Origin of the sequence: Nocardioides imazamoxiresistens, from assembly GCF_032378595.1 — a bacterium.
Taxonomy (GTDB): Bacteria; Actinomycetota; Actinomycetes; order Propionibacteriales; family Nocardioidaceae; genus Nocardioides; species Nocardioides imazamoxiresistens.
Window position 1 is genome coordinate 153,465 of sequence record NZ_JAVYII010000006.1, and the last position, 14,330, is coordinate 167,794.

Genomic DNA, 14,330 nt, shown 5'->3' on the forward strand with positions numbered 1-14,330 from the left:
AAGATCATCCGTGGCGCGCTCGACACGCAGGCCGTGAAGAACCGCAAGCAGGCGCGCAGCCGCTACGGCGCGAAGAAGGAGAAGGGCTGATGCCGCGCAAGGGTCCCGCCCCGAAGCGTCCGATCGACGTCGACCCGGTCTTCGGGTCGCCGCTCGTCTCGCAGCTGGTGAGCAAGGTGCTGGTCGACGGCAAGAAGCAGGTCGCCCAGCGCATCGTGTACTCGGCCCTCGAGGGCTGCCGCGAGAAGACCGGCACCGACCCGGTCGTCACGCTCAAGCGTGCGCTCGACAACGTGAAGCCGGCCATCGAGGTCAAGTCCCGCCGCGTCGGCGGTGCGACCTACCAGGTGCCGATCGAGGTCAAGCCGAACCGCAGCACGACGCTGGCGCTGCGCTGGCTCGTCGGCTACGCGAAGGACCGTCGCGAGAAGACGATGTCCGAGCGCCTCATGAACGAGATCCTCGACGCGAGCAACGGCCTCGGCGCCGCTGTGAAGAAGCGCGAGGACACGCACAAGATGGCCGAGTCGAACAAGGCCTTCGCGCACTACCGCTGGTGACCGCCCGCCGGCGTCCCGACCCGTTCGGGGCGCCGGCAGCGGTCCTCCACCGCCCCCGCATCCAGCCCACACTTCGTTAGGAACTGACTTCAGTGGCTGTCGACATCACCACGGACCTCACCAAGGTCCGCAACATCGGCATCATGGCGCACATCGACGCCGGCAAGACCACCACCACCGAGCGGATCCTGTTCTACACCGGCATCAGCTACAAGATCGGTGAGGTCCACGACGGCGCCGCCACGATGGACTGGATGGAGCAGGAGCAGGAGCGCGGCATCACGATCACGTCGGCCGCGACGACCTGCTGGTGGAAGGACCACCAGATCAACATCATCGACACCCCCGGGCACGTCGACTTCACCGTCGAGGTCGAGCGCTCGCTGCGCGTCCTCGACGGCGCGGTCGCGGTGTTCGACGGCGTCGCGGGCGTCGAGCCCCAGTCGATGACCGTGTGGCGACAGGCGAACAAGTACGCCGTGCCCCGCATGTGCTTCGTCAACAAGCTCGACCGCACCGGCGCGGACTTCTTCCGCTGCGTCGACATGATCGTCGAGCGCCTCAACTCCACCCCGCTCGTGCTGCAGATCCCGATCGGCGCCGAGTCGGACTTCCTGGGCGTCGTCGACCTGGTCGGCATGCGCGCGCTGACCTGGCGCGGCGAGACGACCATGGGTGAGGACTACGCCGTCGAGGAGATCCCCGCCGAGCTGGCCGACCAGGCCGCCGAGTGGCGCGAGAAGCTCGTCGAGACGCTGGCCGAGGCCGACGACGACATCATGGAGCGCTACCTCGAGGAGGGCGACGTCTTCAACGTCGACGAGCTCGAGGCCGCGATCCGTCGCGCCACCCTCGCCGACAAGCTCAACCCGGTGCTCACCGGCACGGCCTTCAAGAACAAGGGCGTGCAGCCCCTGCTCGACGCGGTCGTGAAGTACCTGCCGTCGCCGCTCGACGTCGAGGCCATCGAGGGCCACAAGCCGGGCGACGAGGAGACGGTCATCGCGCGCAAGCCGGCCGACTCCGAGCCGTTCGCCGGCCTGGCGTTCAAGATCGCCTCCGACCCGCACCTCGGCAAGCTGACCTTCGTCCGCGTCTACTCGGGCAAGCTCGAGGCCGGCGCGACCGTGGTCAACTCGGTCAAGGGCCGCAAGGAGCGGATCGGCAAGGTCTACCAGATGCACGCGAACAAGCGTGAGGAGATCGCGTCGGTCGGCGCCGGCCAGATCGTCGCCGTGATGGGCCTCAAGGACACCACCACGGGCGAGACCCTGTCCGACCCGGGCAACCAGGTCGTCCTCGAGTCGATGACGTTCCCGGCCCCGGTGATCGAGGTCGCGATCGAGCCCAAGACGAAGAGCGACCAGGAGAAGCTGGGCGTCGCCATCCAGCGTCTGTCGGAGGAGGACCCCACCTTCACCGTCAAGACGGACGAGGAGACCGGCCAGACGATCATCGCCGGCATGGGCGAGCTCCACCTGGACGTGCTCGTCGACCGCATGAAGCGCGAGTTCCGCGTCGAGGCGACCGTCGGCAAGCCGCAGGTGGCCTACCGCGAGACCATCCGCCGCAAGGTGGAGAACCACAGCTACACGCACAAGAAGCAGACCGGTGGTTCGGGTCAGTTCGCGAAGGTCGTCATCTCGATCGAGCCCAGCATCGACCCGGAGACGGGCACGGGCGCGGGCTACGAGTTCGCGAACAACGTCAGCGGCGGCCGCGTGCCCCGCGAGTACATCCCGTCGGTCGACCAGGGTGCGCAGGAGGCCATGCAGTTCGGCATCCTGGCCGGCTACCCGATGGTCGACGTGAAGGTCTCGCTCGAGGACGGCGCCTACCACGACGTCGACTCCTCCGAGCTCGCCTTCAAGATCGCCGGCATCCAGGCCTTCAAGGAGGCCTGCCGCCAGGCGAAGCCGGTCCTGCTCGAGCCGATGTTCGCCGTGGAGGTGACGACCCCGGACACGTTCCTCGGGACCGTCATCGGCGACATCAACTCGCGTCGTGGCCAGATCCAGACGCAGGAGGAGCGCCACGGCGACATGGTCGTCGCGGCCCTCGTCCCGCTCTCCGAGATGTTCGGGTACGTTGGCGACCTGAGGTCCAAGACCTCCGGCCAGGCGTCGTACTCGATGGAGTTCGACTCGTACGCCGAGGTTCCCCAGAACGTCGCCGACGAGATCATCAAGAAGGTCCGGGGCGAGTAAGGGCTGACGCCCCCGATCCTCGGCACGTACGCAGCACCACCCCCACGAGTCAAGTAACAACCACACCAGGAGGAGCCCCCAGTGGCTAAGGCGAAGTTCGAGCGGACCAAGCCGCACGTCAACATCGGCACCATCGGTCACATCGACCACGGCAAGACGACGCTGACCGCTGCGATCACCAAGGTCCTGCACGACAAGCACCCCGACCTGAACGCCGCCTCGGCCTTCGAGGACATCGACAAGGCTCCCGAGGAGCGTCAGCGCGGCATCACGATCTCGATCGCGCACGTCGAGTACCAGACCGAGGCGCGCCACTACGCGCACGTCGACTGCCCCGGTCACGCCGACTACATCAAGAACATGATCACGGGTGCCGCGCAGATGGACGGCGCGATCCTGGTCGTGGCGGCCACCGACGGCCCGATGCCCCAGACGCGTGAGCACGTGCTGCTCGCCCGCCAGGTCGGCGTCCCGGCGCTCGTCGTCGCGCTCAACAAGTGCGACATGGTGGACGACGAGGAGCTCATCGAGCTCGTCGAGATGGAGGTCCGCGAGCTGCTGTCCGAGTACGAGTTCCCGGGCGACGACATCCCGGTCGTGCGCGTGGCGGCCTTCCCGGCGCTCCAGGGCGACGCGAAGTGGGGCGACTCGATCGCCGAGCTCATGCAGGCGGTCGACGACTACATCCCGACCCCTGAGCGTGAGACGGACAAGCCGTTCCTCATGCCCGTCGAGGACGTCTTCACGATCACCGGTCGCGGCACGGTCATCACCGGCCGTATCGAGCGGGGCATCGTGAAGGTGAACGAGGAGGTCGAGATCATCGGCATCCGCGAGAAGGCGCAGAAGTCGACGGTCACGGGCGTCGAGATGTTCCGCAAGCTGCTCGACGAGGGCCAGGCGGGCGAGAACGTCGGTCTGCTCCTCCGCGGCACGAAGCGCGAGGACATCGAGCGCGGCATGGTCGTGATCAAGCCGGGCACGACGACCCCGCACACGAACTTCGACGCGTCGGTCTACATCCTCTCCAAGGAGGAGGGCGGCCGTCACACGCCGTTCTTCAACAACTACCGCCCGCAGTTCTACTTCCGCACCACGGACGTGACGGGCGTCGTGACGCTGCCCGAGGGCACCGAGATGGTCATGCCGGGTGACAACACCGAGATGTCGGTCGAGCTCATCCAGCCCATCGCGATGGACGAGGGTCTGCGCTTCGCCATCCGCGAGGGTGGCCGCACGGTCGGCGCCGGCCGCGTCACCAAGATCACCAAGTGACCCTGTCGCTGTGATCACCGCCGTCGGCTGACGGCACCTGCACGACAGCGAGGCCCCGCTCCCGTCAGGGAGCGGGGCCTTCGCCGTGCGTACGCACCTCGTCGACCCGCCCGGAAGGACCCCATGACCGGCCCCGAGCCCCACCTGCCGCCCGCGCGGCCCCACCTCAAGACGACGCCGGACGGTCGGCGCGTGCGGGAGGTGCTGACGTACTCGCGTCGCGGCAGCCGGTTCACCCCCAGCCAGCAGGAGTCCTGGGACGCCCACCACGAGGGCTGGGTGATCCCCGACGCCGACGTGGACGCCGACGACTTCTCCCTCGACGCCTGGTTCGGTCGCACGGACGCTGAGCGCGACGGCCTCGTCGTCGAGATCGGTCCGGGCATCGGGGAGGCCACGGCGGCGCTGGCGGCCGCGCGTCCGACGTACGACGTCCTCGGCCTCGAGGTGTGGCGTCCGGGCGTCGCGCACGCGCTCGGCCTCGTCGCCGCCGCCGGTGCGCGGAACGTGCGGTTCTGCAGCGTGGACGCGGTGTGGTTCCTCGAGCACCGGGTCGCGCCCGGCTCGCTGGCGGAGGTCTGGACGTTCTTCCCGGACCCGTGGCCCAAGAAGCGCCACCACAAGCGTCGTCTGGTGACCCCGCCCCACGCGGCGCTCGTGGCGTCCCGGCTGCGGCCCGGGGGCACGTGGCGGCTCGCGACGGACTGGGCGGAGTACGCCGAGCAGATGCAGGAGGTGCTCGACGCCGAGCCCGCCCTCGACGGAGGAGCGGTGGAGCGCTGGGCCGAGCGCCCCGTGACGAAGTTCGAGCGCAAGGGAGTCGCCGTCGACCGCGTCATCACCGACCTGCGCTACGTGCGTCGCTGACCCGCCGGCGCCGTGCGGCGCCCAACGTCAAATGTGGAAGGTCCTCGCACCCTTCTCAGGCACCTCGCGCGCTGCCTAGTGTCATCGACGGCGGCACGCTCGAGAGCCGCTCACTGTCCGTCTCGGGACGGTGCCGAACGACGGCCGCGCCGTGCGGCCGCAGGGAGGAACGAGGACACATGCGCAACCCCAAGCGCACCACGCTGACCGGAGTGCTGGCGGCGACCGCCACCGGAGCCGCCGGCGCACTGGCCGTGGTCTCCGGCGCAGGAGCCGCCACCGCGGCGACCGGCGTCGACGACGTCGCGCCGCTCTACACCGCCGAGGGCGACGCCGTCGCCGGCCGCTACGTCGTGTTCTTCGAGGACGGAACGTCCTCCGCCGACGTCCGCAGCTCGCAGTCGACCGGCGACGTGGTGGAGACCTACGACGCCCTGGGCGGCTACGCGGCCGACCTCACCACCGCGGAGCTGGCCGAGGTCCGCAACGACCCGAACGTGGCGTTCGTCCAGCAGGACGGGGTCGTCACCGTGGCCGAGCTCGCCGCCACCGACACCCAGACGGGTGCGACGTGGGGCCTCGACCGGATCGACCAGGTCTCCTTGCCCCTGGACGGCTCCTACACCTACGACCAGACGGGCGCGGGGGTGACGGCGTACGTGATCGACACGGGCATCGAGTCGTCGCACCCGGAGTTCGGCGGCCGGGTGTCGTCGGGCTACGACGCGATCGGCGACGGCAACGGCACGGAGGACTGCCAGGGCCACGGCACGCACGTGGCGGGCACGGTGGGCGGCGAGACCTACGGCGTCGCGAAGGACGTGGACCTGGTCGCGGTGCGGGTGCTGGACTGCTCCGGTTCGGGGTCGAACTCGGGCGTGATCGCCGGCATCGACTGGGTCGCGGAGAACGCGTCGGGCGCGAGCGTGGCGAACCTGAGCCTGGGCGGCCCGGCCGACCTGGCGACCGACGAGGCGATCGACCGCCTGACCGGTGCGGGCGTGACCACGGCGGTGGCTGCGGGCAACGAGTCGTCGGACGCGTGCGGGAGCTCCCCGGCGCGTGCGGACTCGGCCATCACGGTGGCGGCGAGCAACGACACCGACGACCTGGCGTACTTCTCGAACTTCGGTGACTGCGTCGACATCATCGCGCCCGGCGAGGACATCACCTCGGCGTGGCTCGACGGGGGCACGGACACGATCTCGGGCACGTCGATGGCCTCGCCGCACGTGGCGGGCGCGGCGGCGCTGTACCTGGAGACCTCGCCGTCGGCCAGCCCGGCTGCGGTGACGGACGCGCTGCTCTCGGCGGCGACGCCGGACGCGATCGCGGACCCGGCCGGTTCCCCGAACCTGCTGCTGCACACTCCCTGAGCCTCGGCTCACGGCTCCCACGGCGCCGCCGTCCGCCCGTCTCGGGTGCGGACGGCGGCGCTGTCGCGTGCGGCGACCGTCGAGGAGCGTCGCGGCAGGTCAGCGAACCCGGCGCCGCAGCAGCCGCAACCGGTTCTGCTCCTCGGCGTGCAGGCGGCCCAGGTCGCGCTCGCGGCGCGCGGCGAGGACGGCGCAGCAGAACCGCTCGGGCGGGGTGCCCGGGGGCGGCAACGGTGCGACGTACGCGGTCAGCCGGTCGGCCAGCCGCAGGGCGAGCAGGTGCCGGGCGCGGGGCTCGAAGGTGTGCGCCCGGGCGAGGAACTGGCGCACGGAGAGCGTCAGGTGCGGCGGGGGAGGCGCGAGGTCGGCCGTCGCGGCCCAGGCCGCGAGCTCGGGGGGCATGGAGGGTGGCAGGGGGAGCGCCAGCCGGGCGCGGTCGCGCACCACGTAGGTGCCCGCCGCGAGGTCACCGAGACGCTTGCCGCGCGGGTTGACCAGCGCGGTCAGGAAGGCCGGGCCCCCGAAGAAGGTGAAGATCTCCACGACACCGACCAACGCTCGGGTCAGCGCGTGCTGGAACGAGACCGGCCCGCCGTCGTCGCGCACGACGCGCAACCCCATCGCGAGCCGCCCGACCGACTGCCCGCGGGTCAGGGTCTCGATCGCCGTCGGGTAGGCCACGAGACCCAGCACGGTCGCCAGGATGCCAGCGGCCGCGAGCAGCGCCGGGTCGGTGCTCAGCGTCGCGATGCTGAGCACCATGTAGAGCACCAGCGTCACGACGAGGACGGTCAGGACGTCGAGCAGCGCGGACAGCGCCCGCACCCCGACGCCGGCGGGCGGCACCTCGAGGGCGACGGCGTCGGCGCTGACGACGTCGTCCGAGCCGACCGAGGCCAGGTCGCCGGGATCGCCCACCCGGGAGCTGCGCGGCCAGGGCCGGACCCCCGGGCGGAGGCCGGGTCGCAGGTCGGGGCGGGGTCCCGGACGGGGATCGCCGGTGCGGGACGGGGTCACGGTCATCGCCGCTCAGCATAGGCTGAGCGCGTGGACCTCGACGCGTACGCCGTGACCCACGCGCGGGAGTGGCACCGGCTCGACCAGCTCACGCGCGCCCGGAAGCTGTCGGGCGCCGACGTCGACGAGATGATGGAGCTCTACGACCGCGTCGGCACGCAGCTGAGCGTGGTCCGCTCCGCGGCGCCCGACGCCGAGGTGGTCGCGTTCCTCTCGACGGTCCTGCTGCGCGCGCGCAACCGCGCGTCCGGCACGCGCACCACCACGTGGGGCGCCGTGGCCACTTTCTTCACCCACCGCTTCCCGGCGGCCCTCTACCGGCTGCGCTGGTGGTGGGGCACGACCCTGGTGCTGTGCGCCGCGCTCTTCGCGGTGGCCGTGTTGTGGCTGTTGGCCAACCCCCAGGTCGAGGACGCGCTCACCGACCCCGCGATGGTGCAGCAGTACGTGGAGGAGGACTTCGCCGGCTACTACAGCGAGTACGCCGCCACGAGCTTCGGGAGCCGCGTGTGGCTCAACAACTCCTGGGTCGCGGCGCTGTGCCTGGCGTTCGGGGTGCTCGGGGTCCCGGTGGTGGCGCTGCTGGTCAACAACGTGCTCGCGGTGGCGTTCGCCTGCGCGCTGATGACCCGGCACGGGTACGCCGGTGACTTCTGGGGCCTGATCCTGCCGCACGGGATGCTCGAGCTGACGGCGGTGTTCGTCGCCGGAGGAGTGGGGCTGCGGTTGTTCTGGTCGTGGATCGAGCCCGGAGGCCTGACCCGCGGGCAGTCGATGGCCCGGGAGGGGCGGACCGCCATGACGGTCGCCCTCGGCATGGTGGTCGTCCTGCTCGTCTCCGGGTTCCTCGAGGCCGTGGTGACCCCGTCGCCCCTGCCGACCGCGGTGCGCATCGGCATCGGTGCCGTGGCCTGGCTGGCGTTCATGGCGTACGTCTTCGTGCTCGGCCGCCGCGCCGTCGCCGAGGGCCACGACGGCGACGTGGCGCGCGACCTGCGGGGCGACACGCTCGCGACCGCGGCCTGAGCGCGGACCGGCGCCTCAGAGCAGCCCGCGGGCCTTCAGCGCGAGGTAGTGGTCGGCGAGCGCCGGCGGCAGCCGCTCCGCGTCGGTGTCGACGACGTCGGCCCCGAGCGCGACGAGCAGGTCGGAGGTCGCCTGACGGCGCGCCGAGGTCTGCTCGGCGGCGACGGCGCCGTACACCGCGGCGAGATCGGTGCGGTCGGCCGCGAGCGCCGTCAGCGCCGGGTCGCGCACGGAGGCGACGACCACGCGGTGGTGCCGCGTGAGGACGGGCAGCACGGGCAGCAGCCCCTCCTCGAGGGCGGCGGGCTCCAGCGGGGTCAGCAGCACCACCAGCGCCCGGCGGCGGCCGAGCTGCTGCACCGCGCCGGCCAGGGAGCGCCAGTCCGCCTCCGCGAGCACGGGCCCGAGCTCGGACATCGCCTCCGAGAGCGTGTGGGCCACCTGGGTGCCGCCGGTGGTGCGGACCCGCCGCCGCACGACGCGGTCGCCGGCGAGGAAGTCGACCCGGTCGCCCGCCCGGGCCGCCAGCGCGGCGAGCAGCAGCGCCGCGTCCATCGCGGCGTCGAGCCGGGGGACGCCGGCGACGCGGCCCGCAGAGGTGCGCGAGGTGTCGAGGACGATCACGATCCGGCGGTCCCGCTCGGGCTGCCACGTCCGCACGACCACCTTGCGGGTGCGCGAGCTGGCGCGCCAGTCGATGGAGCGGACGTCGTCGCCGCGCACGTACTCGCGCAGGGAGTCGAACTCCGTGCCCTGACCACGCACCCGCAGCGCCGAGCGCCCGTCGAGCTCGCGCAGCCGGGCCAGGCGGCTGGGCAGGTGCTTGCGCGAGGTGAAGGGCGGGAGGACCCGCACGTGACCGTCGACGGTGCGGGTCTGCTGGCGCAGCCCGAGGCCGAGCGGCCCGCGCGTACGCACCGTGACGCCCACCGCGCGCAGGTCCCCCCGGCGTACCGGGTGCAGGGCCGTGCGCAGCCGGACCCGCCCGCCGGCGGGCAGGTCGAGCGCGTGGCGGTTGCCGTCGGCGCCGGCGCTGGGCTGCCAGGCGTCGCGCAGCGCGCCCCGGACCCTGCGGCGGCCGGCCCGCACGACGAGCAGCGTGCTGGTGGCCTGGCCGAGGCGTACGCCCGCGGTCGCGGTGCGAGCGACCTCCAGCGAGGCCGGCGGGGGAGCGAGGACCACGTCGACGACCACGAGCGCCGCCACCACCGCCACCCACGCCCACAGGGTGTCGAGCCCCGGGCGCAGCACGAGCGGCACCACGCCGACGGCGAGGAGGAGGGGGACGCGGCCGGTGAGGGTCACCGGGGCACCGGGACCGACCCGATCGCGGTCGCGAGGACCTGGCCGACCTGGACGCCCTCGAGCTCGGCCTCCGGCCGCAGGGCGAGGCGGTGCGCCAGGGTCGCGTGGGCCAGCGCCTTCACGTCGTCGGGGGTCACGAAGTCGCGGCCCTGGAGCCACGCCCACGCGCGCGCGGTGCGCAGGAGCGCGGTGGCGCCGCGGGGGCTGACACCCAGCTCGAGCGAGGGGGACTGGCGCGTCGCGCGGGCGATGTCGACGACGTAGCCCAGGACCTCCTCGGCCACCGCGACGGTACGCACGGCAGCCTGCGCCGCGACGACGTCGTCCGGTCCGGCCGCGGCCCGCACCCCGGCGCCGGCCACGTCGCGCGGGTCGAAGCCCCCGGCGTGACGTCGCAGCACCTCGACCTCGGCGCCGCGGTCGGGCACGGGCAGGACCACCTTGAGCAGGAAGCGGTCGAGCTGCGCCTCCGGGAGCGGGTAGGTGCCCTCGTACTCCACCGGGTTCTGGGTGGCCGCCACCAGGAACGGGGTCGGCAGCCGGCGCGAGACGCCGTCGACCGAGACCTGTCCCTCCTCCATGGCCTCCAGCAGCGCCGACTGCGTCTTCGGGGGCGTCCGGTTGATCTCGTCGGCGAGGAGGAGGTTCGTGAAGACCGGGCCCTCGCGGAAGACGAGCTCGCCGCCCGAGCTGTCGATCACCATGGAGCCGGTGATGTCGCCGGGCATCAGGTCGGGGGTGAACTGCACCCGGCGCGTGTCGACGTCGAGCGCGCCGGCCAGCGTGCGCACGAGCAGGGTCTTGGCGACGCCCGGCACGCCCTCCATCAGCACGTGCCCGCCGCACAGCAGCGCCACGATCAACCCGGACACGGCGGCGTCCTGCCCGACGACGGTCTTGGCCACCTCGCGGCGCACGGCGTCGAGCCGGCCGCGCACGTCGGCATCCCCGCGAGCGCCTGCCGGCGCTGCGGGACCACCGGCGGGCACGGCGGGACCGCTCGTCGGGACGGACGGGTGGTCGGGGGTCTCGCTCATCTGCGGCGAACCTCTCTCTCCAGGTCGGTGAGCTGCTGGGCGAAGGCCATCAGGCCGGCGTCGTCGGCCGGAACGCGGTACTGGGGGTCGATCAGGGCACCGACGGTCGCGGCGGGCCACCCGGTGCGCGCGGCGACCTCGCCGACGAGCACGTGCGTCGGCGTGCCCCGCGGGTGGGCGAGGTGGGAGGCCACGCGGGCCCGGGTGGCCTCGCGCAGCGCGTGCGCCGCGTGGGCGCGGTCGTGGCTGCGGTGGTAGAGCCGTCCCCGGCTCGCCGTGGTCTCGGTGGCCCGGACGACCACGGGCATCGGCTCGACGGCCAGGGGGCCGAAGCGGCGCCCGCGCCACCAGGCGGTCGCGAGCAGCACGACGACCGTCAGCGCGACCGTGGGGCCGAGCCAGGGCGGCAGGAACGCCTCGAGCCCGACCTGGTCGTCGGTGCCCTGGAGGTCGGCGGCGTCGGGGACGTACCAGACGAGGCGGTCCTCGGCGCCCAGCAGCCGCAGCGCCACCGCGGCGTTGTCCGCCCGCAGCACCTGGCCGTTGGTGAGGGCGTCGGACATGCCCAGCAGCACGACGTCGCCGTCGACGGCCAGCAGGTCACCGGCCTCGGTCCCGAAGCACCCGTCGACCCGCCGGAACCCGCGGCCGGAGTCGATCTCGACCTCCAGCCCGGCGAGGTCCGCGCCGGGGCCGGCGGAGCAGCCCGCCGCGACGGGGCCGTCGGGGAAGCTGACGCCGCCGTCGTCGACGCCGAAGAGGTCGCCGGCGCCGAGGCGCGCAGCGTCCACCAGCACCCGGGCGGCGCCCGCTCGCCGCAGGCCCCGGGCGCCGTCGGGGCCGAGAGCGTCCACGCCGCTGACGAGCACGACGGTGCCCTCGTCCACGTCGGCGGCGTCCAGCGCCGCGGCGTCGCGGGCCACGACCACCTCGACGCCCTGGTCGGCCAGCACGCGCGCCAGGGCCCGACCGCCCTCGGGGGTCGCGTCGTCGGGATCGAGGCGGCCCTGGCCGCCCTCGGCGGGAGTGAGGAGGAGCGCCCCGACCAGCAGGACGACCACGGCGAGCCCGAGCGTCGCGACCACGACGAGCCGACGACGGGGCCGCGCGGGCCGACCGTCGGTGCGGTCGGGGACGTCGGTGGTGGTCGTGACGTCGGTGGCCGTCATCGCCGCACCCCGCCCGGCAGGCCGTCGTCGAGCCGCAGGACCTGCTCGGCCTGCTCCCGGCTGGCGCCGCGGTGGCCGTAGAGCACCGCGTCGAACAGCTGGGCGACGCCGTGCAGGTCGCGCGCGCGGTCGCCGTACGCCTCGGCGAGCTGGACCGCGACCTCGCGCGCGGTGCTGCCCGGCAGGTCGTCGATCTGGTCGCCCTCGATCTGGCGCAGGGCGAGCGCGCGGTAGCCGTCGACCACGGCCGCCTCGTGGCGGCCCTCGGCCAGCGCCTGCTCCGCGCGACGGCGCAGCTCGACGGCCGGGACGACCTCCTCGCCGAAGAGCGTGCGACGGCCCGCAGCCGGCGACCCGTCGCGACGCAGGCGCGTCAGCAGCCACAGGATCGCTACGACGCCGAGCACGAGCGCGACCATCGAGAGGACCGTCTGAAGCTGGGAGGCCTGCGAGGCGGGCTCGGCGCCCGCCTCGAAGAGGTCGGCGAGCCACGAGCGGATGCGCTCGAGGAGGTCGCTCTCGGTGTACGCCGGGTGGTCGAGCTCCTCGCGCAGCAGCTCGCGCGCCTCGCCCGGGGTGGGCTCGAGCGGCGGTTCGGCCCTCACCGCGCAGCCCCGGCCGCGTCCAGGCCCGAGCGCAGCGCCACGTCGTAGCCTTCCGTGCGCATGCGCAGGTCGAGGTAGAGCACCGCGCCGACGCAGGTGACGTAGGCGGTCGCGATGGCGGAGGGCACCACGGTGGCGAGCGCGTACGCCCCTGCGGCGAGGTAGGTGCCGACCCCGCCGGCCACCGACGGGGCGACCTCGGCCACGACCACCAGCGGGACGGCCAGCAGGTACGTCGCGACGGTGGCGCCGAGGCTGGTCAGCGCGAGGATGCCGAACAGGCGCCAGAAGCTGCGTCGGGTCAGCCGGGCCGACCGGGCCAGCGCCCGAGCGACGCCGAGGCGCTCGAGGGCCACCACGGTCACCGTCAGCAGGCCCACGCGCACCGAGGCCCAGACGAGCAGGGCGACGACGAGCGGCACGGTGACCAGTCCGAACAGCAGGGTGAGACCGACCGAGCCGCCGAGCGTCACGGCCCAGAACAGCGCGACGTAGGCCCCGAGCCCGACCAGCACGGCCAGTCCCAGGACGACGGCGGCCCCCAGCATGGCCCAGCGCCGGCCGCGGGTGCGTCGCCAGGCCTCGTCGAGCGTGATCAGCTGCCCGACGGCGGCCGCGTGCACGACGTGGGCGAGCAGACCGCCGAGCAGCGTGCCGCCCACGGCCCCGAGCGCCGCGTTGCCGACCAGGACCACGCCCGACTCCATCAGCTGCGCCAACGCGGCGTCGGGGGCCGAGGAGGTCAGCGCGTCCGTTCCCCAGCCGCCGAGCAGGGCGACGAGGACGGGGACCAGGACGGCCGCGGCGCTCACGACCAGCGCCGCGCCGAGGGTGGCGACCGGGTTGCGCCGCAGGACGGCGAAGGCGATGTCGAGGACGTCCCCGAGCGCGAGGGGGCGCAACGGGACGGGCCCCGGCTGGTGGTGGAGGAGCCGCCGTTCGTGCAGCGCGCCCGCGTGCTCCGCCGCCTCGGGCGTGAGCCCCGTGAGGGCCGCGAGCTCGCGGGCGTACGGTGAGGGTGCTCGGGTGGGGCCCACTGCTGCGCCCGGCGCGGGCGGCACGTCGGGCGCGGAACGCGACATCGAGCCCCCGTCACTCGGTGGGGGAGCGGTCGGGGCCGGCTCCCAGCGGTCGCCCGCACCCTACTAGGGGCGGGGCCCGGAACGTGGCCGGACCCGATTTGGCGTCGCCGGTGCACGTCTGCCAAGATGTCCAGGTTGCTCCGGCGGGTCGCCGGGGCGTGGCACCACCTTGATCTCTGAATCGCGTCTCCCTCCGGGCCGTCTCGGCCCGGTCTGCGTGCAGTGGTCGTGGCTGGTTCCCCGCCGCGCAGGAGGCCCGATCCATCCCGACGAACCGGTCGGGTACCGAACAACGTCACCGCAGGACCCCGGTCCTGTCGCGCTCCGCGCAGAGATGCGTCCGGAGTCCGCGACACGCCCGACCGCGTGGGTCGGAGGTGGCGGAGGTCGGAGCAGCCGGCGGCGAGGCCCCACCCGGGGCGGCGTCGTGAGACGACAGCACGCGGTGCCCGGCCACGGGTACGAACGAGAAGGACGAGAGAGACCTATGGCGGGACAGAAGATCCGCATCAGGCTCAAGGCCTACGACCACGAGGTCATCGACACCTCGGCGCGCAAGATCGTGGACACGGTCACCCGTACGGGCGCGAAGGTCGCCGGCCCTGTGCCGCTGCCGACGGAGAAGAACGTCTACTGCGTCATCCGCTCGCCCCACAAGTACAAGGACAGCCGCGAGCACTTCGAGATGCGTACCCACAAGCGTCTCATCGACATCATCGACCCGACCCCGAAGACGGTGGACTCGCTCATGCGGCTCGACCTGCCTGCCGGTGTCGACATCGAGATCAAGCTCTGAGTTCGGGC

General features: G+C 73.1%; 13 protein-coding genes and 1 pseudogene. 8 read left to right on the top strand and 6 right to left on the bottom strand.

Annotation, left to right across the window (positions count from 1 at the left end; translation table 11 throughout):
- From RDV89_RS14500 to RDV89_RS14525, 6 genes and pseudogenes are all read left to right on the top strand, one after another.
- Positions 1–90 (top strand): annotated as a pseudogene (locus RDV89_RS14500) (30S ribosomal protein S12); the annotation flags it as partial.
- Positions 90–560, top strand: coding sequence for a 30S ribosomal protein S7 (rpsG, locus tag RDV89_RS14505; protein ID WP_315733888.1), 471 nt, complete (start codon positions 90–92; stop codon positions 558–560). The pseudogene RDV89_RS14500 and the gene rpsG, both read left to right, overlap by 1 nt.
- Before the next feature lie 143 nt (positions 561–703).
- The gene (gene fusA, locus RDV89_RS14510; RefSeq protein ID WP_438823290.1) at positions 704–2,767 is read left to right on the top strand and encodes an elongation factor G; all 2,064 of its coding nucleotides are present in this window, start codon (positions 704–706) and stop codon (positions 2,765–2,767) included.
- Positions 2,768–2,848: 81 nt separating this feature from the next.
- Positions 2,849–4,042 (top strand): elongation factor Tu, encoded by a 1,194-nt coding sequence (gene tuf, locus RDV89_RS14515; RefSeq protein ID WP_315733891.1) that lies wholly within the window; start codon positions 2,849–2,851, stop codon positions 4,040–4,042.
- A gap of 123 nt (positions 4,043–4,165) precedes the next feature.
- On the top strand, positions 4,166–4,909 hold the full coding sequence (trmB, locus tag RDV89_RS14520; protein ID WP_315733893.1) for a tRNA (guanosine(46)-N7)-methyltransferase TrmB: 744 nt from the start codon (positions 4,166–4,168) through the stop codon (positions 4,907–4,909).
- Positions 4,910–5,088: 179 nt separating this feature from the next.
- Entirely contained in the window at positions 5,089–6,285 is a 1,197-nt protein-coding gene (locus RDV89_RS14525) for a S8 family peptidase (RefSeq protein ID WP_315733895.1), read from the top strand.
- 99 nt (positions 6,286–6,384) lie between these two features.
- Here the strand turns inward: RDV89_RS14525 and RDV89_RS14530 are convergent, their stop codons facing one another.
- Complete coding sequence (locus RDV89_RS14530; protein ID WP_315733897.1) at positions 6,385–7,308, bottom strand: RDD family protein; 924 nt, start codon at positions 7,306–7,308, stop codon at positions 6,385–6,387.
- Positions 7,309–7,332: 24 nt separating this feature from the next.
- On the opposite strand from RDV89_RS14530, the gene RDV89_RS14535 reads away from it, so the two are divergent.
- Entirely contained in the window at positions 7,333–8,328 is a 996-nt protein-coding gene (locus tag RDV89_RS14535; protein WP_315733899.1) for a stage II sporulation protein M, read from the top strand.
- A gap of 15 nt (positions 8,329–8,343) precedes the next feature.
- Here the strand turns inward: RDV89_RS14535 and RDV89_RS14540 are convergent, their stop codons facing one another.
- The 5 genes from RDV89_RS14540 to RDV89_RS14560 are packed head-to-tail and all read right to left on the bottom strand — an operon-like array spanning position 8,344 to position 13,526.
- Positions 8,344–9,633: a DUF58 domain-containing protein gene (locus RDV89_RS14540; protein ID WP_315733901.1), complete on the bottom strand. Its 1,290-nt coding sequence runs from the start codon at positions 9,631–9,633 to the stop codon at positions 8,344–8,346.
- Positions 9,630–10,670 (bottom strand): AAA family ATPase, encoded by a 1,041-nt coding sequence (locus RDV89_RS14545; RefSeq protein ID WP_315733903.1) that lies wholly within the window; start codon positions 10,668–10,670, stop codon positions 9,630–9,632. Before RDV89_RS14545 ends, RDV89_RS14540 begins: the two co-directional genes overlap by 4 nt.
- Positions 10,667–11,839 carry a DUF4350 domain-containing protein gene (locus tag RDV89_RS14550; protein WP_315733905.1) on the bottom strand — a complete coding sequence of 391 codons (1,173 nt, stop codon included), beginning with the start codon at positions 11,837–11,839 and terminating at the stop codon, positions 10,667–10,669. Before RDV89_RS14550 ends, RDV89_RS14545 begins: the two co-directional genes overlap by 4 nt.
- Entirely contained in the window at positions 11,836–12,444 is a 609-nt protein-coding gene (locus RDV89_RS14555) for a DUF4129 domain-containing protein (protein ID WP_315733907.1), read from the bottom strand. The genes RDV89_RS14550 and RDV89_RS14555 overlap by 4 nt, the downstream gene beginning before the upstream one ends.
- Positions 12,441–13,526 (bottom strand): hypothetical protein, encoded by a 1,086-nt coding sequence (locus RDV89_RS14560; protein ID WP_315733909.1) that lies wholly within the window; start codon positions 13,524–13,526, stop codon positions 12,441–12,443. The genes RDV89_RS14555 and RDV89_RS14560 overlap by 4 nt, the downstream gene beginning before the upstream one ends.
- A 487-nt stretch (positions 13,527–14,013) precedes the next feature.
- On the opposite strand from RDV89_RS14560, the gene rpsJ reads away from it, so the two are divergent.
- Positions 14,014–14,322: a 30S ribosomal protein S10 gene (gene rpsJ, locus RDV89_RS14565; protein WP_008360994.1), complete on the top strand. Its 309-nt coding sequence runs from the start codon at positions 14,014–14,016 to the stop codon at positions 14,320–14,322.
- The last annotated feature ends 8 nt before the right edge of the window (positions 14,323–14,330 follow it).

Excerpts from the sequence above, each read along its gene's own strand:
- rpsG (WP_315733888.1), top strand. The coding sequence starts at position 90 with ATGCCGCGCAAGGGTCCCGCCCCGAAGCGTCCGATCGACGTCGACCCG.
- fusA (WP_438823290.1), top strand. The coding sequence starts at position 704 with ATGGCGCACATCGACGCCGGCAAGACCACCACCACCGAGCGGATCCTG.
- trmB (WP_315733893.1), top strand. The coding sequence starts at position 4,166 with ATGACCGGCCCCGAGCCCCACCTGCCGCCCGCGCGGCCCCACCTCAAG.
- RDV89_RS14525 (WP_315733895.1), top strand. The coding sequence starts at position 5,089 with ATGCGCAACCCCAAGCGCACCACGCTGACCGGAGTGCTGGCGGCGACC.
- RDV89_RS14530 (WP_315733897.1), bottom strand. The coding sequence starts at position 7,308 with ATGACCGTGACCCCGTCCCGCACCGGCGATCCCCGTCCGGGACCCCGC.
- RDV89_RS14545 (WP_315733903.1), bottom strand. The coding sequence starts at position 10,670 with ATGAGCGAGACCCCCGACCACCCGTCCGTCCCGACGAGCGGTCCCGCC.
- RDV89_RS14550 (WP_315733905.1), bottom strand. The coding sequence starts at position 11,839 with ATGACGGCCACCGACGTCACGACCACCACCGACGTCCCCGACCGCACC.
- RDV89_RS14560 (WP_315733909.1), bottom strand. The coding sequence starts at position 13,526 with ATGTCGCGTTCCGCGCCCGACGTGCCGCCCGCGCCGGGCGCAGCAGTG.
- rpsJ (WP_008360994.1), top strand. The coding sequence starts at position 14,014 with ATGGCGGGACAGAAGATCCGCATCAGGCTCAAGGCCTACGACCACGAG.